Genomic DNA, 22,637 nt, shown 5'->3' with positions numbered 1-22,637 from the left:
CGAGTGAGCGACCTCGCTCCCTCCGGTCGGGCGACTAATCATCGTCACCACTTCCGGTCGACCGCGCCTCGCGGCTATCGCCGCTCGGCCCTTGTGCGACCTCGCTCCCTCCGGTCGCGTCGGTCGCCCGGGTCGCCCGCCGCATCTCGTTCGTGACGACCATGAACCCCTCGTCGAACCCCATGCCGGGCTTGGCTAACACCTGCGCGGCGTCGGTCGCCAGCGCGACGTGGGCACAGGCCCGCGCGGAGGTGACCGTCTCGTTGCAGGTGCCGCCGAGATAGGCGCGCGTGTCGGTGCCGTCGCAGTACAGCACCGCCTCGGCCGAGCGCTGGACGCCGCCGAGGTCCGGCGTCTTTATCTGCACCACGTCGGCCGCGCCCCTGTCCACGAACGCCCGCACGTCCTCGAAGGTGTTGCACCACTCGTCGGCGACGATGTCGACGGCCACGCCCGCGGACTGCAGCCCGTCGCGGAGCTCGGCCATCTGTGCGATCTGCGTCTCGCGGCTCCCGGCGTCCATCGGGCCCTCGACCTGTAGCGGATAGGGCGCGGCGGCTTCCCGCAGCGAGTCGAAGTACGCCGTCACCTCGGTGCGGTCGTACGGCGGCCCGAACACCTCCCCGAGGATGCCGTAGACGTCGACGTGGAACCGCGGCGCGTACCCCTCGGGGCCCAGCGCGTCGGCCCTGTCGGCCAGCCACGCGAGGTACTCACACAGCACCGCGCCGTCGTCGCCCACTTTCTCGACGCTGTTGAACAGGCCGTGTGGAAGCACCGGGACCTCCTTGATGAGCATCTTCTCCGCGTTGGTCCGGCGTTCGTCGCCCGACTGGCCGAAGACGGGGACGGGCGCGGTCGCGGGGTCGGTGTCGTAGGCCGCCGCGAGCACGTCGGTGGGTGTCCGGCCCCGCGCTCGGGCGGCGGCGTTCAACAGCGCCTGGGAGACGCCGTAGCGGACGGCGGTGTGAAGACGGTCGCTGTCGGCAGTGGCGGGGTCGAGCGCTTCGACCGTTTCCGCGTTCTCGCGAAACAGCGTCGCATCGCGGCCTCGGAGCGCGTCGGCGACGCTCCCTTCCACGACGGGGCGGTACTCGCCGGCGCGAAAGAGCGGGTCCCGGCCGCCGGCACCGGAGTACTGCACCGCGGCGCAGTCGCCCGTGACCACGGAGCCGTCGGCGAGTTCCAGCTCGACGATGAGGGACTCGCCGGCCTCGCGGACCCGCTCGAACCCCGCCGTCTGTGGCGAGCCGTCGTACGCGAAGCCCCGCTGGGTAGCGCCGGCTTTGATGGCCCGCTGGTCGTCGAAGAAAAAGCCCGACAGGCCGGGAATCGCCCGGACGGCCTCAATCCGCATCGCTGGCACCTCCCCGGTGGCCGGCGGGCCGCCCAATCAACTTCCCGTCGCTGATGGCGTCCACGTCGTCGGCGACCATCCGGAACGACTGGTCCCGGCCCTCGGTCCGGGCGCGCTCGCCGAGTTTCGCCTCGTGTGTCTCCCTGACGTCGTCGGGCAGGGCGAGGTCGGCGAAGTTGAAGATACGCACCCGGCCGTCGTCGTCGCGGGCCGGCAAAACCGCCCCCGCCGCCGCGTCAGAGGGAGCGAAGGGCACGTCCATCTCGCCGCTGTCGAAGGCCGCGACGACGCCCCGGGCGACGTCACCGTCGCCCGCCCGTTCGATGGCGTCGACGAGGGCCGTCGTGGCCCGCTCGATGAGGCGCTGTTCGTCGTCGATGCCGCCGAGGTCGATGTCTTGCTCTATCATCATATCGATAAGCTGTCTCGTGGTGCGCAGGCCGGCGGCGTTGGCCTCCTTGGTGGGGACGCCGCGGAACTCCTGTGCGGACTTGGTGATGACCTTGTCCGGCTTCGCGACCGCCGCGGTCGCGCCGCCCAGACTGATGACGCCGTTGGCGCGGGCCTCGTCGGGCGGGAAGCCGCCCATCCATTCGTGGAAGACGGTGGTCACAGTGACACTGTCGGGGAGGTACCGCTCGCCCAGCGTCCGCAGCGCGCGCAGGGCGGCCACGTCCTGAACGAGATTCCCCACTTGCCCGTAGCCCAGTGTCACCGAGCGCACGCCCTGTGTGGCCGCGAGCTTTCCCTCGACGAGCATCACTGCGATGGCGATGCAGGGCGGGACGAGCGTCCCGGTCAGCGGGCCGAAGGGCTCGCGGTTGATGGTGACCCCGCGCTCGGTGTAGGCACCACAGAGCCGGTCGACGAACTGCCAGTGCTCGATGGTCGTCGCTAAGTCGTGGCGTTTGGTGTAGGGGATGTTGTACGAGATGGGGCCGCCCTCGAAGGACTGGAAGCCGCCGGCGAGCGTGACCATCGCCAGCAGGCGCGCGTCGGGGGTGCCGTGGCGCACCTCGATCGGGGCGTCGAGCGCCCGGACGAGCCGCCGGCAGTCCTCGACGCCGTGATTCACGGCCGGGAAGCCGTTGAGCTCGTCGTCCCCGTTTCTGGACGCCGACAACCCCTCCTCCGCCTTCTCGTACTGGTTGTCCCGCGTGTACGAATCGATGGTCGTGGGAAGGAGGTCGGCGCCGCCCTCATCGTGCAGATAGCGCAGGAGGTCTATCTGGTCTTCCAGACAGGGGACGCCGGCGCGGGGCTGGAGCAGCGGCCGGTCGGCGGATTCGAGCACGCGGGCGAACCGCTTTTCGGCCGGCAGCGACTCGTGGAAGGCGACGGCCTCCTCGAAGTCCACCGTTCGTCCGGTGTGCCAGTCGTCGCGCAGGTCGTGTGCGATGCGCTGTAGCTCGTCGGCGGGCAGTTTCGTGTCTGTGGGCATGGTCAGCTGTCGACCCTGACCTGCTCGCCCTCTGTCGTGGTTATCCTGAGGTCACGGCGCAGGGCGGCGATGGCCTCCTCCGGGTCGGTCTCGGCGTCGAAGACCCGGTCGAAACCCATCTCGCGGAACCGCTCGCGCGTGGCCTCGAAGTCGTCCTGTCCCACGGCGAGGTTCCCGCCGACGTACGTGGGCACGTCGACGCCGGCTTCCGCGAGCCGGTCGTGGAACCCCTCGCAGTCCTGCCGGGCGTGTCCGTACAGGGAAGACACCAGTACCGCCTCGGCGTCGTTGGCTTTGGCGGCGGTGACGAAGTCGGCCTGTGAGGTCTGGACGCCGAGGTTGACGACGTCGAAGCCAGCGGCCGACAGCGCCTGCTCGAGAATCGTGATACCGACGACGTGTGCGTCGGAGCCGATCACGCCGAGGATGACGGTACGGGGCATGTGCTCAGTGGTGGTCGGGGCGCAACAATAAACCTAATGGTCTTTCATGATAATACCTCCTTTAGGAATCTATAATGATTTATCGCCAAAGTTTAAGCCCCCGCCGTCACTCGGTTCCCCCATGAGCGCGCTTGCCGACCTGCGGGTGCTCGACCTCACACAGGTCCTCGCCGGGCCGTACTGTACGATGTTGCTCGCGGACATGGGCGCAGATGTGGTAAAGGTCGAGCGCCCAGGCGGGGACCTCATCCGGGAGAACCCGCCGTACGTCTCCGACGCCGAGTCGGAAGCCTACGGCGGCTACTTCCAGAGCGTCAACCGCGGCAAGCGCTCGCTGGAACTCGACCTCCGTACTGACGCCGACCGCGAGGCCTTCCTCTCGCTTGTCGAACGCGCCGACGTGGTCGTCGAGAACTTCAAAGCCGGGACCATGGAACGGTTCGACCTGAGTTACGAGACACTGCTGGAACGCAACCCCCAGCTAATCTACTCCTCGATTCGGGGCTTTGGCGACCCGCGCACGGGCGAGACGGACCGCCAGGGCCAGCCCTCCTTCGACCTCATCGCGCAGGCGCTTGGCGGCGTGATGGAGATCACGGGTCAGGCGGACGGCCCGCCGACGAAGGTGGGGCCGGGCGTCGGCGACATCTTCACCGCCGCCCTGAACGCGGTGGGGATTCTCGCCGCGGTCCACCACCGGGAGCGGACCGGCGAGGGCCAGTACGTCGACACCGCGATGTACGACTGCATGGTCTCGCTGGCCGAACGCGCGGTGTATCAGTACTCCTGTGACGGCGACGCACCCACGAGACAGGGCAACTCCCACCCGACGCTGTTCCCCTACGACGCCTTCGAGGCTGGCGACGGCTACGTCGTCGTCGCGGCCTTTTCGGACGGCCACTGGGAGACGCTCTGTGCGGCGATGGACCGGCCCGATTTGGCCGCGGAGTACCCGGACGCGTCCAGTCGGCGGGCCAACCGGGAGTCGCTCCGCGAGGCGATTGCGGACTGGACCCGCGAACACGCGACCGACGAGATTCTGGAGCGACTGGCCGGCCGCGTCCCGGCCGCGCCCGTACAGGACACTGCGGATATCTTCGCCGATCCGCACGTCCACGACCGGGAGATGCTCGCCGACGTGGCCCAGCCCGGTTCCGACGAGGTGATGACTGTCGCGGGCAGCCCCATCAAGATGACCGAGACCATGCCCGAGCCGCGTGGTCGGGCGCCGCTGCTGGACGAGCATCGGGCGGAGCTGCTGGGAGAGGAGCGTGTGGACAGCGGCCGCGAGGTCGCCGAGAGCGACGATTAGCCGTGCTGCGGACGGCGTACGGCGACTAATCCGGCGCTTGCCCGGTGGTCTCTCCCGGCGATGACCAGCGCAGCAATCCGAGGAAGACGACAGTGGCGACTGAGGTCAGGGCGCCGTCCACTCGAACCGGTACACCACGTTCAGGACACTGTCGGGTAGCAACACCGTCACGCCGTCGTCGTGGGAGACGGCGCTTATCATCGCCGGGAACCAGAGGTCCCCACCGGCGGTCTGACCGCCGAACGTGCCGAACGAATCCGCCGGCTCCTCGGGAATTCCGCCGCCCGGGAGCGTCTCGAACACTTTGATGGCCCGGTTCACGAGGTCGACCACGAACAGGTAGCCGTCGGCGAGCGCGAGGCTCGTCGGCAGGAGGAATCGACCGCTGTCGTCGCCGTAGCCCGCCCGTCCGACGACCTGCCAGCCGTCGCCGGCGTCGTACTGGAGTCGGTCGTTGCTGCGGTCGGCGACGTAGGTCGCTTCGGGCCCGACCGCCACGTCGGAGGGGAGCCAGAACTCGCCGGCGTCGTGGCCGAACGTGCCCCGCGTGTCGTGGTCCTCGACGGATTCGGTCCGGCGGTTCACGACCCACGACGCGAGGCGGCCGTTGAGCGAGTCCGCGACGTGGAGCCGAGCCCGGTCGCGGTCGAGGGGTTCGACGGCCATCCCGCGGGGCAGGCGCACGTCGCCGCCGAAGTAGCCCCAGCCGCCGAAGCTGACGACGTGGTGGGGCTCGCCGTTGCGGAGCCGGTAGCAGTGGAGCTGGCGGTCGTCGTCAGCTTCGCCGGCGTCGGCGGTGTAGTCGGCGGCAAAGAGGTACGTCTCGTCGCCGGGATGCCACGTCGCGAGCGTCGCCGGGAAGCGGTTCTCGGGCAGCGCGGCCGGTGAGACGGGCGCTTCGAGCCCACTGCCGGTGTGCTGGGCGCGACCGTTGCCGCCGTCGCCGACCCAGAGGACCCGGTCGTCGGTCGGTCGCTGGACGGCCGAGCCGGAGGCGAAGTCGAACTGCCCGGCCCGGTTCCGGCGGCCGTCGACCGTCGCCAGCCGGCGCTTCTTCTCCGCGACGAAGCGCAGTCGGTAGGCCGAGACGGCGTGGTCGAGGGCTTCGGTGACCAGCACGCGGCCGCGGATGGCGCCGGTCGGGTCGGCGTCGGGGGCGGGTTCGTAACCGGTGACCGCCATCGGGGCGCCGAACCGTCGCGTCTCGATGTCGGGCGCGACGACCGACGGTACCTCGCCGCGGCGGTCGCCGTCCAGCGAGTAGGCGTAGAGGTGGCCGCCGCCGATGTCGGGGACGAGGATGCGCTCCTCCGCCGGGAGGTAGCTGACCGCGCGCGGAATCGCGAACTCGTCGTCTAGCACGGGGCTTCCCGTCGACGGGAACGGGACACCGCGGCCCTCGCGGTCACAGCGGACCACGTTCGCGTAGTAGGGCGGCCGGCCGAACTCCCGGGCCTGCTGGCCGTAGCCGGTGTTCGCGACGAGGAGGTTCCCGTCCGGGTCCGTGTCGAGGCCCTGTGGCCAGTAGAGCCCGACGGCGTCGTCGTCTGGTCGGGTAACGGCGCGGAAGCTCCCGATCTGACTGCCCGCCCCGTCGAAGACGACGACACGGCTCCGGGTATCCGCGGGGTCCTCGTGGTAGAACTCGTCGGCGACGAATATCGTCAGCCCGTCGGCACCCTCGTGGACCGCCACGCCGTTGGGGTGGAACTCGTCGCTTTCGGGCCCGAACACCTGCTCGACGGTCACCGCGACACCCTCTGTGCCGGCCCGGCCGTAGGCGAGTTCCTGCACCCGGCCGTTGCCGAGGTCGGTGACGAACACGCGGGGTTCGCTCGGATGGTGAGCCAACCGGAACGGGAGGTCGAAGGCGCCGGGGTCGGTCCCGAACCGGCCGACCTGTCCGAGCACCCGCTCCAGCGTGCGGTCGAAGACGAGCAGACGGCTGTTGCCCGCGTCGGCGACCCAGACACGCCCCTCCCGGTCCTGAACCACGCCGACCGGGGTCGCGAGCCCGATGTCGTCGGCCGGTTTCGGGAACGGGGGCGTGAGCTCCGGCGAGCGCGTCCCGTAGGTCTCTCGATGTCTACCTGGCACGTTCAAACAACATATCTAGTAGCTGTATTAACCGTTTCTGATTACGTAACCAGAAGCGGTGTCGAACCCCGCGGTTCAAATACGGGGACGCCTAACCCCGGGGCAATGCGGGAGACGGCTTCAGGGAGCGAGGCGTGGCGTCCGTACTTCGGCTTCGAGGAGCCGTACGCGAACCAGGCCGACGCTATCGAGCGGGTCATCGAGGCCGGGAAATCCCGGGGGTTCCTCGCGATGGAAGGCCCGTGTGGCACGGGCAAGACCATGGCGGCCCTGACCGCCGGCGCCCACCTCGTCAGGGACACCGACCTGTACGACCGCATCGTCGTCGTGACGCCGGTCAAACAACAGCTCCAGCAGTTCGTCGACGACCTCCGGACGCTCAACGCCGGGCTGGACGAGCCCTTCGACGGCATCTCTCTCGTGGGGAAACGGGACCTCTGTCCGTACGGCCGCGAGGGGAAGTTCCCCGACGACGCGAGCACCCACGACCGCTGTGAGGACCTGCGGGAGGCGACCGCCCGGCTGGTCGAGGGCGACGGCCGCGGGGACGGGGCGGCCGTCGCCGACACCGCCATCGACAACGAGGTCGACGAGGACGACCAGTGGTGGGACCCGCGACTGGGTCAGGACCTGGCCGCGGCCGCCCGCCCCGACGCCGCGTCCCAGACGACGCTCGGCGAGGACGCGCTCTCGACGGCCGGCGCAGCGTCGCCGTACCGCCCGAGCCAGCCCACCGCCCCCGAATCCATGGCCGGGGGCGACGACCCGCCGCTGTACTGCCCGTTCGAGGCCGACTGGTACGCCCGGAACAAGGGCTCGCCGGTGGACTTCTCGGCCGGGCCGAACAACGTCGTCACTATCGAGGACTACCTCCCGGAAGCGGTCGAGCGGGGCACCTGTCCCCACCGAGTGATGAGCGTCATGCTGGCGGAGGCCGACGTCGTCGTCGGCAACTACAACCACCTCTTCGACCCGAACTCCCGGCCGCTGCTGTCGTCGGTTCTCGACGAGCAGACCTTCGTCGTCGTGGACGAGGCCCACCGGCTGGAAGAGCGGGTCCGGGATCTGCTGTCGGACCGCCTGGGCAAACAGACCATCACGCAGGCGCGCAACGACTGTGACCTGCTGGTCCAGCGCGCCCAGCAGACCGCCGACCACAAGGCGCAGGTCCGGGAGGTACTGGACGCCCGCGAGGTTCCGCTCGAAGCGGTCGACCGCGCACGCAAGTTCTACGCCGACCTCGAACGGTGGCTGGACGACCGCGTCGAGTCGTTCCTGGACAGCGAGCACGAGGGGTGGCGCGCCGACCCCGCGGTCCTCCCGGACCACGACCGCGAGATACCGCTGCGGGACCCCGACACCGTCGAGCGGGACGAACTCACCGAGTGGGCCGAGGGCAAGGGGTACGACGGGCAGCTGTGGCGCTCGCTCGCGACGGTCGGCGCGGCCGTCGAGGACGCTATCGACCAGCTCGGGCTGACCCGCCAGCCCGTCTGTGCCGCCGTCGGGGCTATCTGTGGCCACTGGTGGGAGCGGGACCACTCGACGTTCCTGCGGGAGATCGAACTCGAACACTCCCCCGACGGGCGCCGGGCCACCGACGCCGACTACGAGGCCGTCTACACGCCGGGGCTGCTCTGTTACAACTGCATGCCCGCCGTTGCGCTGCGGGACGCCTTCGACGAACTCGGCGGCGGCGTGGTGATGAGCGCGACGCTGGAACCGCTCGACGTGTTCACCCGCGTCGCCGGACTGGACGGACTGGCCGAGCAGGCCGTAGACGATACCGACGAGGACTCCCCGACGCGGCCGGTCCGCTCGGCGACCTACGACCTCCCGTTCCCGCCGGAGAACCGGGCCTCGTATCTCGTCGACGCCCGGCCCTTTACCGCGCGAAATCGCGGGAACCCGGGGGAGATGAAGCCGCTGGGCGAGAACTGGAACCCGACCCGGGACGAGTACGCCCAGGCCCTGCGCGCGCTGGCGCGTTCGCCGGGCAACGTCATGATAGCCATGCCGAACTACCGGGAGGCGCAATGGGCCGGCGCCTACCTGCAGGAAGCCGTCGAGAAAGCCGTCCTCGTCGACGAGTCCTCCAGCAACGAGGAGACCGAGCGGACCAAGCGGTCGTTCTTCGCCGGCGAGGGGAAGGTGCTCGTCACCTCGACGCGGGGCACGCTCACCGAGGGCGTCGACTACGACGGCGCGAAGCTGTCGACCTGTGCCGTCGTCGGGATCCCGCTCGTGAACATCGGCTCGCCCCGGATTCGGGGCGTCCAGCGGGCCTACGGCGACACCTTCGGCGAGGAGAACGCCTTCGAGTACGCGCTGACGGTGCCCGCGGTCAGGCGCGCCCGTCAGGCCATCGGCCGGGTCATTCGGGGGGCCGAGGAGGTCGGGGTGCGCGCCTTCGTCGGCCGTCGCTACACCCCCGACGGCCGCCACTCGGTCTACGAGTTTCTCCCCGAGGGCGAGCGCGAGGAGTTCACGCGGATGACCCCCGACTTTCTGGCCGGCCAGCTGGAGTCGTTCTGGCGAAACCACGGATAATCGGCGGCTGGTCGCCTGAACGCGGTTTGTAACTGCCTCGTTGGCCGTAAACAAAAAGCATTTACATCATTATTAGAGTGTTACAAGGGATGCCCGAGTGTCAGAACTGCGGCGAATTCGTAACTGAGCAGTACGTGCGGGTGTTTACACCGGAAGCCTCCGAAGCACACGGGCCGAGGGTCTGCCCGAACTGCGAAGACAAACTCCGAGACGGCGCCGAGGTCCGCGAAGCGCGTTCCTCGCGTCAGTAGTCACGTCTCAGCCGGCGTGGAGCGGCCCACGACGGTTGACAGATAGGCGACAGCGACGGGTCGCGCTCGCTCGCCTTTTCCGGGAACTACTCAAGTCAGGAAACACAGCCTCGGGTATGAGCAATCTGGACGTCGAAGCAGTCGACGACATCGACGCACCGACCGGTGTCGACGCGCCGGAGTACGTGCTGTACGGGGGGAAAGGCGGCGTCGGAAAGACGACGTGTGCCGCGGCCACGGCGCTGGCGTCGGCCCGCGACGGGACGGCGACGCTGGTCGTCTCGACGGACCCGGCCCACTCGCTGTCGGACACCTTGGAGACTGATATCCCCGCCGAACCGACCCGCATCCGCGAGGATATCCCGCTCTACGCCGCGGAAATCGACCCCGAGGCCGCGATGGGCGAGGGGCCCCTGGGAATGGAAGACGACGCGCTGGGCGGCCTGGGCGGGATGCTCGGCGGCGGCGGGCCGATGGGCGACGCTGGTGGGCCCATGGGTGGCGACGCGAGCGAGGAGAACCCCATCGGCGGCGAAGACGGGCTGCTGGGTGGCTCGATGCCCGGCGCGGACGAGGCCGCGGCGATGCGACTCCTGCTCGACTACACCGACGACGACCGGTTCGACCGCGTGGTCATCGACACGGCGCCGACCGGTCACACGCTGCGGCTGCTGGAACTGCCCGAGACGATGGACTCGATGGTCGGGACGATTCTGAAACTCCGCGAGCGCTTCTCGGGGATGATGGATTCGATGAAAGGGATGTTCGGCGGCGGGGACGACGTGGATACGGAGGCCGGCATCCAGGACTTAGAGGAACTGTCCGAGCGCATCGAACGCCTGCGGGCCATCCTGCGGGACCCGACTCGCACCGACTTCCGCATCGTGATGGTGCCCGAGACCCTCTCGGTGATGGAGTCCGAGCGCCTGCTTGCCCAGCTCACCGACTTCGAGATTCCGGTCAGCACCATCGTCGTCAACCGGGTGATGCAGGACCCGAGCGAGGTGCTGGGCCGCGAGGTCGACATCCCCGGCCCAAACACCGACCACTGTGAGTTCTGCGCCCGGCGCTGGGAGGTCCAGCAGGAGGCGCTGGCCCGTGCACAGGACCTCTTCCGGGGCCACGAGGTCCGGCGGGTGCCGCTGTTTGCCGACGAGGTCCACGGCGAGGGGCTGCTGTCGGTGGTCGCGGCCTGTCTGGACTGAGCGGTTCGAGGGGGCTCAGTTCGTCAGCTTCCGAATCACACCGAAAGCGGCGTCTCGCCAGCGCGCCGGGAGGTACCGTGCCATGAGAATAAGCTTCGCGCCCTCGCCGACGGCGTAGCGCGGGTCGGGGTCGCTCGCGTTCGCGGCGTCCCGGATAGTCAGTGCGACGGTCTCCGGCGTCACCGACAGCGCGTCCTGCACGCCGGCGAGCCGGGAGTCCTCCCGGGCGGTGTAGAGCCAGTCGTAGGCGCCGGTCGTCTCCAGGTCGTCCTGTTCCGCACGGGCGCGGTCGTAGAAGTTCGTCTCGACCGGGCCCGGTTCGACCACGACGACGTCGATACCGTACTCGGCGGCCTCGACGCGGAGCGCGTCGCTCAGCCCTTCGAGGGCGAACTTCGAGGCGGCGTAGGCGCCCTGCCCCGGCAGCGCGAGGCGGCCGGCGACGCTGGAGACGTTGATGATGGCACCGTTCTCGCGAGCGCGCATGTGGGGCATGACCTGGCGGATGAGACGGTGTGGCCCGTAGAGGTTCACGTCGAACTGGCCGCCCGAAGCGGCCAGGTCCGCCGTCGAAACGTCCTCGACCGCCCCGAACTGGGCGTAGCCGGCGTTGTTCACCAGACAGTCGATGCGCCCCGCCGACTCGACGACGTCCTCGACGACGCGTTCGCACGCCTCGGGCTCGGTCACGTCGAGTTCGGCTGTCTCACAGCCGGCCGCCGCGAGGTCGGCCACGTCCTCCTCGTCGCGGGCGGTCGCCCAGACCTGCCAGTCGTCGTCGAGAAACGCCTCGGCTGTCGCGCGGCCGATGCCCGATGAGGCACCGGTTACGAGTACCGTCTTGGCCATGTTCGGGCCGACACGCCCCGGACAATTAAGCTTCCCCCGTTCGGCGTCGCAAGAATCCGCTCAGAGTTCGCCTTTCACCGAGTCGGCGTACGAGTCCGCCAGCCGCGTGGGTTCGGGAAGCTTGTAGCCCGCTGCCGTCGCCAGCACGAGGTCGGCCGCCGTCTCGGCGCTGACCCGATGGCCCGGGCTGACGACGAGCGGGTTGATGTACTGGCTGTCGGACTCGTACTGGCGGCTCTGGACGGCGTAGCCGATGACGGTCCCCTCGGTGGCGTCGACGGCGTCGCCGTCTGCCCGTTGTGCCCCCGACGCAACGCTGGTCTCCACCCGGGCGTCGGCCTCTATCGGGACGCGGGCCCCCTCGGGGAGTTTGCGGTCCAGCGACTCCGTCGGCTCGCCACAGAGGAGGTTCTTCGCGACGCCGACAGCCGGGACGTCGAGCGTAACACCGATATGCGTCGCCAGTCCGGCCTCGCGGTAGTGGATGCGACCGCTGCCGTCCACGAAGACGACGTCGGGCTCACAGTCGAGCGCCCCGAACGCCGACAGGATGGCACCGCCCTCCCGGAAGGAGAGCAGCCCGGGGACGTACGGGATTTCGGCCGGTTCGACGGCCCAGACGCGCTCGACTACCTCTCGCCCGCGGAGGACGACGACGGCCGAGACGGCGCGGTCGCCGACGAACGCCTGGTCGACGCCGGCGACGAGCGGGCGGTCGCCCGCGGCGTGTTCGTCGCCCTGTTCACCGAGCGTCTGCTGTCCGGCGGGGCCACCGAGAGCGACGGCGTCGGGGTCGAACGTGAAATCGTCAGAGAAGACCGCGACGTCGGCGATATCGCGCTGCAGGGCCTCCATCTCCGCGGTCGAGAGCGAGGCGTCGGGAACGAACTCCGGGCGGACGATATCCATCAGAAGGGGCCGCGACCGCCGGGTCCACCGGGACCGCCCGGGCCGCCGCCGCGGCCGAACTGTATCTGGTTGGGGATACGCGCCCGGTCCTTGACGCGGCGGCCGTACCAGAGGCCGATGACGAGCCCGACGAGGTGGGCCGTGTGGGCGATTTCCCCGCCGAGGATGCTGGCGCCGGGCGCGAGCGTGCCGGCGATGCTGAGGAGGGCGTAGAAGCCGGTTATCGCCCAGATGGGGACCGGCAGCAGGAAGTACAGATACACCGTGAGGTCGGGGTTGATGACGGTGACGAAGCCCAGGATTGCGAGCGCCGCGCCGCTCGCCCCGAGCACGCCGTAGGCCGGCCCGCCCGTGACGACTTGCAGGGCGACCTGTCCGAGGCCGGCGAGCATCCCCGAGCCGAGAAAAAAGAGCGTGAACTTCTTCGAGCCCATCTGCTGTTCGGCCAACCGGCCGAAGAAGTAGATGACGATGGCGTTCCCGAGGATGTGGATCAGGCCGCCGTGGGAGAAGATGGAGGTGAACCAGGTCCAGACGAGGAAGATGTTGTCCGGGTGGAGTATGAAGAGGGCCCGGTAGGCGGCAGGCGGGAGCGTCCCGGTGGCGACGAGCCCGATGACGACCCGCTGGGCGACGAAGACGATGGCCATAATCGCGAGGAACACGTAGGTCATGTTCCCGCGGAAGTAACTGAAGAAGCCGCCGGGACCGGTGTTGACGCCAAAGCGGTCGGCGACGCCGCCGGAACCGCCCGACGAGCCGCCGTTTACGGAGTCGTCGAAGCCGCTGTCGAACACCCCCTTCGGGTCGTTCCAGTTGTCCAGCCCCGGGCAGTCGTGGGCCTCGGGCAACCGGTGCTCGGCGCAGTAGGTCCCCCCGCAGTGCCCGCACTGGTAGGGCATGTTCTCCTGCTTCCCACAGACGTCGCACTCCGACATTGGCGAAGCTTGGGGTGGGCGGTGCAAAGGGGTTGTGTTTGTGCGGCTCACCGGCACGAACGGGACGGCCGACAGTATAAGACCCCCGGGGCCAAAGTGGTGAGTAGTGCAAGAGTTCGAGCGCAAACAACTGCTAGAGCGCATCGAACGGGAGGGTTCGACCGTCGGTGCCGAGATCCCCGACGGGATTAGCGTCCAGGGCGAGCGCATCGACCTGCAGTCGTTCGTCTTCGAGATAAAACGCAGGGAGACGGTGCCACGCGGCGAGCGCGAGCGGGTCACCCAGGCGAAGAAGAACCTCCGCCGGGAGCGGCTCCAGCGCAAGCAGCGCCTGGAGGAAGCCGACATCAGCCGCGACCGCGGCGAGGAGCTGGTCGAGACCATCATCGGTATCGACCGGGCGCTGAACGCCCTCGAACAGCTGGGGCCGGCGAACCTCGAAGACGAGGCGAAGGCACAGGAGACGGCCGACAAGAAGCGCTGGATGTCCTTCCTGCGGAAGGCGCTGGGCCACGAGGACGCCGATTCCGGCACTGGCCGTGCCAGCAGGGGGCGCTAGCGTGAGCCGGAACGCCGAAGTCGCGACGCGACTGGAGGAGTTCGCCGACCTGCTCGACGCGAAGGGCGTCGAGTACAAGCCCCGGGCCTACCGCCGGGCCGCCGAGAACATCCGCGACCACCCCGGCGACATCGAGGGGCTGGCCGCCGAAGGCGAGGAGTCGGTCGGCGAGATAGAGGGCGTCGGCGACGCCATCTCCGCGAAGGTCGTCGAGTACTTCCAGACGGGCGAAATCGAGGAGCTGACCGAACTCCGCGAGGAGCTACCGGTCGACATGGCCGCGCTGACAGCCGTCGAGGGCGTCGGCCCGAAGACCGTGGGGTCGCTGTACGAGACGCTGGGTATCACGACGCTGGACGAACTGGAAGCGGCCGCCGAGGCCGGCGAGATACAGGATATCAAGGGCTTCGGCGCCAAGACCGAGCAGAACATCCTCGACAACGTCGAGTTCGCCCGCGAGGCACACGCCCGCACACTGCTCGGGAAGGCCCGCCCCTACGGCGAACAGGCCAAAGCCTACGTGACTGAGATCGACGCCGTCGAGACCTGCGCGCTCGGCGGGTCCCTGCGGCGCTGGCGACCGACAATCGGCGACGTGGACGTGCTCGTCGGCAGCGAGAACGGCGCCGCCGTCGTCGAGGCGTTCACCGACTGGCCCGAGGTCGAGGGCGTCATCGAGGCCGGCGAGACCAAGGCCTCGGTTCGGGCCGGCGGGCTCCGGGTCGACCTCAGAGTGGTGGTCCCAGAGGAGTTCGGCGCCGCCCTGCAGTATTTCACCGGGAGCAAGGACCACAACGTCGTGGTCCGGAACCGCGCGATCGAACGCGACCTGAAGGTCAACGAGTACGGCGTGTTCGACGTGTCGGCGGTCGACGACGGCGAGGATCATCAGCGCGCCGGCGAGCGGATCGCCGGCGAGACCGAGGAGGGCGTCTACGAGGCGCTGGGCATGGCGTGGGTCCCGCCCGAACTCCGCGAGAACCGCGGCGAAGTGGGGGCGGCCGTCGACGGTGACCTCCCCGAACTGCTGACCGAGGACGACGTCCGGGGCGACCTCCACACCCACACCGAGTGGTCCGACGGCGGCACCACCATCGAGGAGATGGCCGCGGGCGCGGCCGCGTTCGGCCACGACTACATCGCGGTTACGGACCACGCGACCGGCCCGGGGATGGTCGGCGGCGTGGGCGTCGACGACGAGACGCTCCGCGAGCAGATCGCGGCGGTCGAGGCCGTCGCCGCCGACGCCGACATCGACGTGTTCAGCGGCGTCGAGGCCAACATCGCCGAAGACGGCGGCATCTCCGTCGCCGACGACGTGCTGGCCGAACTCGACGTGGTCGTCGCCTCGCCCCACGCGGCGCTTTCCGGCGACGGCACCGACCGGCTCGTCGCCGCCGCCGAACACCCCGAGGTCGACATCATCGGCCATCCGACCGGGCGGTATCTCAACCGCCGGTCCGGGCTGGACGTCGATATCGAACGGCTGGCGTCGGCGGCCGCCGAGGCGGGCACGGCGCTGGAGGTCAACGCCAGCCCCGCCCGACTGGACCTGAGCGGGAACGCGGTCAAGCCGGCCATCGAGGCCGGGGCGACCGTCGCTATCGACACCGACGCCCACAGCCCGGGGAGCTTCGGCCAGGTGACCTACGGCGTCCACACCGCCCGCCGGGGGTGGGCCGAGGCCGGTGACGTGCTCAACACCCGCTCGCCCGACGACCTGCGGGAGTTCCTCGATGGCTGACCGCGAGCGCGACCCGCTGGTGCTCGACGCGATGCTCGGGAAGCTCACCACGTACCTCCGGATGTGTGGCTACGACACCGCCTACGCGCTGGAGCGCGACGCCGAGGGCGACGACGTCCTGCTCGCGCTGGCCGAGACCGAGGGCCGCCGGGTGGTGACCCGCGACGAGGGGCTGGCCCGCCGAGCGCCCGACGCCGTCTTGCTCACCGAACGCGACGTGGCCGACCAGCTGCGCGAGCTGTCGGCGGCCGGCTTCGCGCTCGAACTGTCGGCGGAGCCGGTCCACTGTGGCACCTGCAACGCGCCCGTCGAGTCCGTCGACCGGACCGAACCGACCCCGGAGTACGCCCCCGACCCGGGCGAGACCGACATCTGGCGCTGTCGGGACTGCGGCCAGCACTTCTGGCGGGGGAGCCACTGGGACGACGTGGCCGACACGCTCGCGGAGCTGTAGCGCGGCAGAGATGTCGTGGGTATTTATTCCGCCCCCGAGAGCACCGACTGTATGTCAGTCCTATCCACCGAGGACGAGGGGAAGTACCTCATGGACATCGAGGCGGAACAGATCGGCATCGTGACCCAGGTCGACACCGACGCACAGGTGGCCTACGTCGAGCCTGACCCGGGTATCGGTGAAGCCGTCATCCAGGGCTTCGGCTTCGGTGACGCCGACGAGGACGACATCGAGGTCCCCGCCGAGACCGTCGAGACGGTTACTGATACCGAGCTTCGGGTCGCGAAGGACCTGTAACGAGACGTCCAGTGTTTTCTCCGACGGCTACGCGTTCCGCGTAGACAGTACAGCGGGGGTTCGGACGAGCAGAAAGCCCCGGCTGTCCTCGGAAGCGGTGCTCCCGATTGTCCGCGAGAGGGAGCTCTCGCCCGGCTGCACTCGACTTGCCGGTTCCCTCTGTCGGCTGTGGCAACGAGGCCCTCCGCCGAAACTCACCCGCGAAGCGCTTCGACTGGCGGCTCCCAGGCGGCCTTGTAGGCCGGGTAGAGCCCGCCGACCAGCGCGATGAACACGCCGAAGGCGAAGGCACCGAGGGGCACGAAGACGTTCCCGGGCTGTAGCACGGCCCACAGCGGGAGCTCGGTCTGTGTCGCCGCGACGACGACCGCGAGGACGCCGAGACCCGCCCCGACCGCGCCGCCGACGACCCCCAGCAGCGTCGCTTCGACGAGCAGCGTCCGCAACACCTGCTTGCGGTGGATGCCCACCGCCCGGAGCACACCGATTTCCCCGCGCCGTTCGGCGACGGTCATCAACATCACGTTGAAGATGCTGACGCCGGCGACGACCAGCGAGACGCCGGCGATAGCGAGCAGGAACCCGTTCAGCAGCTCGAAGAACTCCGCGATCCGGTCGAGGACGCTCGTCAGCGAGAAGACGCTGACCCGTTGCTGGCGGCTGTTGAGCCGCTCGCGGACGCCGCTCGCGACCGCGCGGGCGTCATCGGGGGAGTTCGCACGCACGACCACCTGCGAGACGCCGTCAGTGGCGAACTCGCTGGGGGGCAGGATGACCGCCGAGTCGGGCTGGAGCGGCGAGATAGAGTCGACGGGCGGCAACACGCCGACGACGCGGTAGTCGTTCCCCTCGACGGTGAGTGTGCTACCGGTTCGCAAGTCGAGGTCGTCGGCCAGCCCAGCACCGACGAGCGCGCCCTGGCGGTGCGAGGCGGGGACGGCACCGGTCCCGTTGCCAAAGAGCGCCTGCGGGTTGTCGGTGCCGTATATCTGGGCGACCGACTGGCCGCCGGTTCCGCGGACGGTCCCGCCGGTGGACTGCAGCGGGACCACCGTCCCGCGGCCGTCGGCGGCCCGCTGGACGGCCGCCACGTCGCGGCTGTCCAGCGAGTCGCGCCCGCTCTCCTCGGCGGGGCTGACGATGACCTGGTCGCCGAGTCCGCCCAGTTCCTCCGTCGCGGCCGCCGAGAGGGCGTTGCCCAGCAGCCCCAGCGTCACGACGGCGAAGACGCCGATGACGATACCCAGCGCCGCGAGCCCCGCCCGGAGTCGCTGGCGCGAGAGGTTCCGGGTCGCGAGCGACAGCGCCGGGAACCGACGCCCCTCAGACATCCCGCAACACCCCGTCGACGAGCTCTACGGTCCGGTCGGCGTACTCCGTGACGAGGTCGTCGTGGGTCACGGCGACGACGCCGACGCCGGCCTCGTCGGCGATGCGGCGCACCTCCTCCAGGATAGCGGTCCCGGTGTCGCGGTCGAGGTTCCCGGTCGGCTCGTCGGCCAGCAACACGTCGGGCTCGTTTATCAGGGCTCGCGCGATGGCGACGCGCTGTTTCTGCCCGCCGGAGAGCTCGTCGGGCGTGTGGTCGAGCCGGTCGCCCAGCCCCACGAGCTCCAGCAAGCTCCGGGCGCGCTCGGTCGCGTCTTCGGGGAGAAACGCCGTCGGGAGCCGCACGTTCTCGACGGCCGACAGCGTCGGCAGGAGGTGAAAGTCCTGGAAGACGAAGCCGAGTGACTCCCGGCGGGCGTCGGTCCGCTCGGCCTCGCTCAGGCCGACGGTCGGCTCCCCGCGGAGCTCGACGCTGCCGCTGGTGGGCTCGTCCAGCAGCCCGAGGATGTTGAGCATCGTGGACTTGCCGCTGCCGCTCGGCCCGACGACGGCGACGACCTCTCCGCTCGCGACGGCGAAGTCGACGTTCGCGAGCGCGGTGACCTCGCCACCGCCGCCGCTGTCGTAGCGCCTGGTCACGTCCCGCAACGCCAGCGGCGGGACCGTCGTCTGGACGGACGCCGTCTTCATTGGTTCCGGTAGCGGGTGACGTAGACTGTGCCGCCCGCGAGCGCGAGCAGCGCGACCACCAGTCCGACCGCGACACCGCCGGAGAGCGGCCCACCGCCGGAGCGTTCCTCCGCCGGGGGGAGCGGGGCGTTGACGGTCTCTGTGCGCTGCTCGCCGTCGACCGTGTAGGTCACCTGAATGGGCACCTCGGTGGCGTTGTCCGTGTCCGCCTGTGCCGTGAGCTCGAATGGGGCGAAGGCGCTGGCGTCGACGGTGCCGACGAAGTAGTCCCGCTGTGGGTAGGCCGGCTGGACGCCGTCGGTCGGCTGGACGGTGACGACCGCGCTCGTCAGCTCGCCGTCGCCGACGTTGGCGAGGTTCCCGTCGACGGTGACGCGGCCGCCATCGGTGACCGACACGTCGATACCGGTAAGCGCCGCCGCGCCGCGCTGGGCGTCGTAGCCGTAGACGAGCGCGCTCTCGTCGTCGCCGCCGGGCGTCTCGTAACCCGCGACGAAGCGGACGTCGTCGGTGCTGACCGTCGAGAGGTCGACCGTGACCGTCGCCGACTCGCCCGGTCCGAGCGTGTCCGCGACCGCGAACCGCCCGACGGAGCTCAGCTGTGCGCCCTCGCTGTCCTCGGCGACCAGAACCACCTCGTCGGCGGCCGCGTTACCGAAGTTCGTCACCGTCACGTCGACGCGGGAGGCGCTCGCCTCGCCCTGGCCGTCCGACTGGGACTGGAGCGCGTCGGTCCCGCCGCCGCCGAGCAGCCCCGTGAGGTCGTCCGCCCCCTGCTGGCTGTCGTCGCTCTGGGCCCGCTCGACGCGGAGCCCGATGTCGGTCGCGAGCGGCTCGACCGTCACTGACTTGCTGGTCTCGGTCCGGCTCTGTGCCCCGTTAGGGGTCCGATAGCTCGTCGTCAGTTCGAGAGACTGCTCGCCCGCCTCGGGGAGCCGGGCGCTGAGGTTCACCGTCTGGGTGGCCCCGGCCGCGAGCGTGGCGATGGTCGTCTCGCTCCCGCCGTCGACCGCCACCTCGACGCCGCGAAGCGGCGCGGTCGTCGGGTTCGAGACGGTCGCCCGGACGGGCGACTCGGCGCCGGCGACCAGCGTGTCGGTGTCGATGTCGACCTGCGGACCGCCGGGTTCGACGCCGACGGTCAGGGGACGGGTCGCCCGCGCCGGCTCGCCGTCGCTGTCGGTTCCGACGGCGACCAGCCGCAGGTCGTACGTCCCCGACTCGTTGACGGTGAACGTGACCGGCACGTCGAGCGTCTCGCCGGGCGAGAGTCTGCCGAGGTCCGTCGCGGTCCCCAGAACGGTGCTCTCGTCGGTCCCACCGGGGTCGACGACTCTGACCTCGTCGACGGTTATCGACGTGTCGCTCCCCGCGGAGAGGCGGAGCGTCGTTTCGGCGGTAATCGGCGCACCGACGGTCGGTGTGGCCGGCGTGACCGCCGTGTCGGTCAGCGCGACACGGGCGTCGGCGGCGGCGGCCGGGCCGACCGCCGCCCCGAACGCGACGAGCGACACGACGAGGAGTAGCGAGAGGGCGACCGAGACAGGGCGTCTCGACGGCGCGGAGGGTGGACGCATTATCTAGCCGCATCAGGGGCCGTACGCTGAAATATCTTCGCTGGACGTGACCATCGTCGGCACGACCGGACAGGTGTTCGGGCCCGCGGACGGGCGCCACTCCCGTCGACACAGCTGACAGTGTGACTCCAGAACGCTTGTAACACCTGTCCTGCTAGGGTCGGATAATGACCCTCTCGGAGGAGGCCCAGGAGCGACTCGCCGACATCGTCGCGAACCAGCCGACGAAAAACGGTCAGCTACAGGAGCTGTGGGGAATGGACAGCGGGAGCGAGGTGCACCAGTACCTCGAATCGGAGCTCAAGGAGTACTACTACCGCAACGAGAACAGCCTCATCTGTGCCACGCCCGAGGCGACGGCGCTGATAGACGGCGAGGACTCCGACCGGGTGCAGACGATGACCGTCTCGCCGCTGCAGGGGACTATCATCGAGGTGCTCGCCGGCCCCGGCGAGGAGTCCCAGAGCGTCGTCGCGACCCTGCAAGCCGTACGGGCGGCCGGGGAGGATCCAGAGGTCGACGACGTGCGGTCGGCGCTGCGGAGCCTCGCGGACATGGGTATCGTCGAGACGGTCCAGAAGACGGTGCCGACGTTCCGGCTGGCCGTCCCGCGCGAGGACATCGACGTCGAGGTCCGCGACGAGTAGTCACTCCAGCCCGGGTCGGCGCTCGCGTCGCCGCCGGGCCAGCAGTCGCTTGGTCGCCGCGCCGGGACCGCCCTCGATGGGCCACCCCTTCGTCCGCCAGACCGGCGGCTCGGGCTCGAACGAGCCACAGGACCCCCGACATTCGCTCTGGGTCGGCGTCCGCGCTTTGGCCACACAGTACGGCGAGACGCCGGTCCCGTCGGCCCGCAACTCGAAGTGCCGGCAGTCCGGTCGCATCGTGTCGGCGTAGCTGCGCCACCCCCGCGCGTAGGCCCGTTCGGCGATGGCCCGCCGTTTCTCGGCCTTCCAGTCGGGGTCGGCGTACTCGAAACGCGCGGCGCTGTGGGCGTCTTCCGGCCGGTCGAGAATCCGGGTACCCGGCCCGTCGACCGGAAGCGTGCGGGGCTCCCAGACGGTCTCGGCGGTGCCCGCCGCCGGGTCGACCGTCAGGACGCCGGCCGCCGCGGGGAAGTCCGCGAGCAGTATCGGTTCGACGCGCTCGTTCGTGGCTTCGGTGGCGACCCACACCTCGTCGGCCAGCCCCAGCGCCACGTCCCGCTCTAGCTGGCCCGCCAGGTCGCGGGCGGCGTTCGCGGTGAGGTCGGGCTTGTTCTCGATGGCGACGACGCGTCGGACCCAGTCGGGGTACGCGCGCTTGCGACGAATCTCGATGCGACGGCCGCGCTTGCGGGTGTCGAGAGCGTCCCGGTCGGCCAGTTCGTGCACCGACTCGCGGACGTAGCGCCACGGGTAGCCGGGGTCGGGGAGCGCGTCTCGATAGAAGGTCCAGTCCGCGGGCGCGTGCCGGAGGACGTGGAGCTGGTCCGAGTCGAAGGCGTCGGGGCCGAACGCGCCACGCGTGGCCAGCCCCTCCGGGTCACACTCCAGCACCACCGTGTCCCAGCGGCGGTACTTCGTCCCGAGCTGGCGGGCGACGACCACTGCCGAGTCCTCGCGCGCGGGCGACCACTCGCGCTCGGCCCACTGGCAGACCCGCAGTTCGAAGGCGAACTCGGAGTCGGTGCGCACACCCGAGCCACGACGCGAGGTGTCTTCAACGTCCGGTTCCTGAGACCGTCGGCTGTGCCATTGCGGACGAATTCGGTACCCCGAGGTACCGGATATCTGCACGCACTTACAGCCACCAGTGAGAGCACCTACGAATGCTCTTCGGCGAGCGTGCGAACCCGGTCGGCGTCCGAGTCGGTCACCGGCCCGTGACAGTCACCGCAGTAGTGGTTCCGTCCCTCGGCGTCGAACCAGAGTGACAGCCCGAACAGGACGTACTCCGTGCCGAACGTCCGCACGACGCCGTCTTCGAAAGTCTCGAAGCAGTTCGAACACGTCTCGACGACCGCGCGTTCCCGGTCCGTTCTGACGGTCTCGCTGCGGCCGACTGTCGTCAGGGAGTGTCGTTTCCCGATTCGGTCGCGGACCGGCGGGAGGAAACACAGTCCGATGCCGGTGTAGGCGAGTGCCTCGACGCCGGTCCGCGTGAGCGTGCCACCGGCGGTGGTCGCGGTATCGACGGCCACCAGCAGGAAGGCCGCACCGATGAGCAACTGGACGCTCCCGAGGACCGGAGAGCGCCGCTCGGCCCCGACGTAACCGCGCTCGAATCTCGCCTCGGAACTGGCCAGATAGACCAGTCCCTCGACGACGCCGAGCAGACCGGGTATCATCGTCCAGAAGAAGAGCAGATAGAGGACGCCGAGCCCGCTCTGCCCGAGATAGAACTTGTGTGCACCGAAACTCCCGAACAGGAGCGCCAGTATGCCGGCGGTGTCCTTGTCCGGACGCCCGTCCTCGCGGCTCTGCCGTCGGGACTGGGATTCACCGCAGTCCGAACAGAAGTTCGCGGTGGCTCTGACCGGGTGCCCGCAGTGCCAGCAGTACCGTTCAGGGTCGTCGTCGGAGTCCCGTTGGGACGGCATACCGACACATAGCACCGTCTGTCAAAATAATGTTACGAGAGGGGGGGCACAAAC

The 22,637-nt window shown here is 69.7% G+C and carries 21 protein-coding genes; 9 read left to right on the top strand and 12 right to left on the bottom strand.

Annotation, left to right across the window (positions count from 1 at the left end):
- Positions 1-34: 34 nt before the first annotated feature.
- Genes NDI56_RS01595 through glmS form a run of 3 tightly spaced genes read right to left on the bottom strand, consistent with a single transcriptional unit; the run spans position 35 to position 3,241 of the window.
- On the bottom strand, positions 35-1,357 hold the full coding sequence (locus NDI56_RS01595; RefSeq protein WP_310917657.1) for a methylaspartate ammonia-lyase: 1,323 nt from the start codon (positions 1,355-1,357) through the stop codon (positions 35-37).
- Positions 1,347-2,798 carry a methylaspartate mutase subunit E gene (locus tag NDI56_RS01590; protein ID WP_310917656.1) on the bottom strand — a complete coding sequence of 484 codons (1,452 nt, stop codon included), beginning with the start codon at positions 2,796-2,798 and terminating at the stop codon, positions 1,347-1,349. The genes NDI56_RS01595 and NDI56_RS01590 overlap by 11 nt, the downstream gene beginning before the upstream one ends.
- 2 nt (positions 2,799-2,800) lie before the next feature.
- On the bottom strand, positions 2,801-3,241 hold the full coding sequence (gene glmS / locus NDI56_RS01585; RefSeq protein ID WP_310917655.1) for a methylaspartate mutase subunit S: 441 nt from the start codon (positions 3,239-3,241) through the stop codon (positions 2,801-2,803).
- 121 nt (positions 3,242-3,362) lie between these two features.
- Here glmS and mct point away from each other — a divergent pair, with 121 nt between their 5' ends.
- Positions 3,363-4,553, top strand: coding sequence for a succinyl-CoA:mesaconate CoA-transferase (gene mct, locus NDI56_RS01580; protein WP_310917654.1), 1,191 nt, complete (start codon positions 3,363-3,365; stop codon positions 4,551-4,553).
- Between the two features lie 105 nt (positions 4,554-4,658).
- Here the strand turns inward: mct and NDI56_RS01575 are convergent, their stop codons facing one another.
- Positions 4,659-6,650 carry an NHL repeat-containing protein gene (locus NDI56_RS01575; protein WP_310917653.1) on the bottom strand — a complete coding sequence of 664 codons (1,992 nt, stop codon included), beginning with the start codon at positions 6,648-6,650 and terminating at the stop codon, positions 4,659-4,661.
- A gap of 105 nt (positions 6,651-6,755) precedes the next feature.
- Between NDI56_RS01575 and NDI56_RS01570 the strand changes: the two genes are divergently transcribed.
- The 3 genes from NDI56_RS01570 to NDI56_RS01565 all read left to right on the top strand — a co-directional run bounded on the left by NDI56_RS01570 (position 6,756) and on the right by NDI56_RS01565 (position 10,656).
- Entirely contained in the window at positions 6,756-9,200 is a 2,445-nt protein-coding gene (locus tag NDI56_RS01570) for an ATP-dependent DNA helicase (RefSeq protein WP_310917652.1), read from the top strand.
- A gap of 89 nt (positions 9,201-9,289) precedes the next feature.
- Positions 9,290-9,451 (top strand): DUF7563 family protein, encoded by a 162-nt coding sequence (locus NDI56_RS21825; protein ID WP_262176004.1) that lies wholly within the window; start codon positions 9,290-9,292, stop codon positions 9,449-9,451.
- A 116-nt stretch (positions 9,452-9,567) separates the two neighbouring features.
- Positions 9,568-10,656, top strand: a complete 1,089-nt coding sequence (locus NDI56_RS01565) for an ArsA family ATPase (protein ID WP_310917651.1) — start codon at positions 9,568-9,570, stop codon at positions 10,654-10,656.
- Between the two features lie 15 nt (positions 10,657-10,671).
- Here NDI56_RS01565 and NDI56_RS01560 read toward each other — a convergent pair whose 3' ends face one another.
- From NDI56_RS01560 to NDI56_RS01550, 3 genes are read right to left on the bottom strand one after another with little or no spacing between them, the layout of a single operon-like run.
- A complete protein-coding gene (locus NDI56_RS01560; RefSeq protein WP_310917650.1) occupies positions 10,672-11,505 on the bottom strand; it encodes an SDR family oxidoreductase in 834 nt (277 codons plus the stop codon).
- A 60-nt stretch (positions 11,506-11,565) separates the two neighbouring features.
- Entirely contained in the window at positions 11,566-12,414 is an 849-nt protein-coding gene (locus NDI56_RS01555; protein WP_310917649.1) for an endonuclease V, read from the bottom strand.
- Positions 12,414-13,352, bottom strand: a complete 939-nt coding sequence (locus NDI56_RS01550; protein ID WP_310917648.1) for a rhomboid family intramembrane serine protease — start codon at positions 13,350-13,352, stop codon at positions 12,414-12,416. Before NDI56_RS01550 ends, NDI56_RS01555 begins: the two co-directional genes overlap by 1 nt.
- Positions 13,353-13,458: 106 nt before the next feature.
- Here NDI56_RS01550 and NDI56_RS01545 point away from each other — a divergent pair, with 106 nt between their 5' ends.
- Genes NDI56_RS01545 through NDI56_RS01530 form a run of 4 tightly spaced genes read left to right on the top strand, consistent with a single transcriptional unit; the run spans position 13,459 to position 16,406 of the window.
- Positions 13,459-13,911, top strand: coding sequence for a DUF5788 family protein (locus NDI56_RS01545; protein WP_310917647.1), 453 nt, complete (start codon positions 13,459-13,461; stop codon positions 13,909-13,911).
- Between the two features lies 1 nt (position 13,912).
- Positions 13,913-15,655, top strand: coding sequence for a DNA polymerase/3'-5' exonuclease PolX (gene polX / locus NDI56_RS01540; RefSeq protein WP_310917646.1), 1,743 nt, complete (start codon positions 13,913-13,915; stop codon positions 15,653-15,655).
- On the top strand, positions 15,648-16,109 hold the full coding sequence (locus NDI56_RS01535) for a Mut7-C RNAse domain-containing protein (protein WP_310917645.1): 462 nt from the start codon (positions 15,648-15,650) through the stop codon (positions 16,107-16,109). The genes polX and NDI56_RS01535 overlap by 8 nt, the downstream gene beginning before the upstream one ends.
- 51 nt (positions 16,110-16,160) lie before the next feature.
- Positions 16,161-16,406 carry a hypothetical protein gene (locus tag NDI56_RS01530; protein ID WP_310917644.1) on the top strand — a complete coding sequence of 82 codons (246 nt, stop codon included), beginning with the start codon at positions 16,161-16,163 and terminating at the stop codon, positions 16,404-16,406.
- 194 nt (positions 16,407-16,600) lie between these two features.
- On the opposite strand, the gene NDI56_RS01525 is transcribed toward NDI56_RS01530, so the two are convergent.
- The 3 genes from NDI56_RS01525 to NDI56_RS01515 are packed head-to-tail and all read right to left on the bottom strand — an operon-like array spanning position 16,601 to position 20,002.
- A complete protein-coding gene (locus tag NDI56_RS01525) occupies positions 16,601-17,737 on the bottom strand; it encodes an ABC transporter permease (protein ID WP_310917643.1) in 1,137 nt (378 codons plus the stop codon).
- Positions 17,730-18,425 carry an ABC transporter ATP-binding protein gene (locus NDI56_RS01520; RefSeq protein ID WP_310917642.1) on the bottom strand — a complete coding sequence of 232 codons (696 nt, stop codon included), beginning with the start codon at positions 18,423-18,425 and terminating at the stop codon, positions 17,730-17,732. The genes NDI56_RS01525 and NDI56_RS01520 overlap by 8 nt, the downstream gene beginning before the upstream one ends.
- Positions 18,422-20,002 carry a COG1361 family protein gene (locus tag NDI56_RS01515; protein ID WP_310917641.1) on the bottom strand — a complete coding sequence of 527 codons (1,581 nt, stop codon included), beginning with the start codon at positions 20,000-20,002 and terminating at the stop codon, positions 18,422-18,424. Before NDI56_RS01515 ends, NDI56_RS01520 begins: the two co-directional genes overlap by 4 nt.
- A gap of 167 nt (positions 20,003-20,169) precedes the next feature.
- On the opposite strand from NDI56_RS01515, the gene NDI56_RS01510 reads away from it, so the two are divergent.
- Positions 20,170-20,649 carry a DUF5797 family protein gene (locus NDI56_RS01510; protein ID WP_310917640.1) on the top strand — a complete coding sequence of 160 codons (480 nt, stop codon included), beginning with the start codon at positions 20,170-20,172 and terminating at the stop codon, positions 20,647-20,649.
- Here the strand turns inward: NDI56_RS01510 and NDI56_RS01505 are convergent, their stop codons facing one another.
- Complete coding sequence (locus NDI56_RS01505) at positions 20,650-21,678, bottom strand: DUF5787 family protein (protein WP_310917639.1); 1,029 nt, start codon at positions 21,676-21,678, stop codon at positions 20,650-20,652.
- A 128-nt stretch (positions 21,679-21,806) separates the two neighbouring features.
- Positions 21,807-22,583: a DUF8108 domain-containing protein gene (locus NDI56_RS01500; RefSeq protein WP_310917638.1), complete on the bottom strand. Its 777-nt coding sequence runs from the start codon at positions 22,581-22,583 to the stop codon at positions 21,807-21,809.
- Positions 22,584-22,637 lie beyond the last annotated feature (54 nt).

The sequence above is a fragment of the Halomicroarcula saliterrae genome (genome assembly GCF_031624395.1).
In the GTDB taxonomy this organism is placed as follows: Archaea; Halobacteriota; Halobacteria; order Halobacteriales; family Haloarculaceae; genus Haloarcula; species Haloarcula saliterrae.
This window is presented reverse-complemented; position numbering and strand designations above follow the sequence as displayed.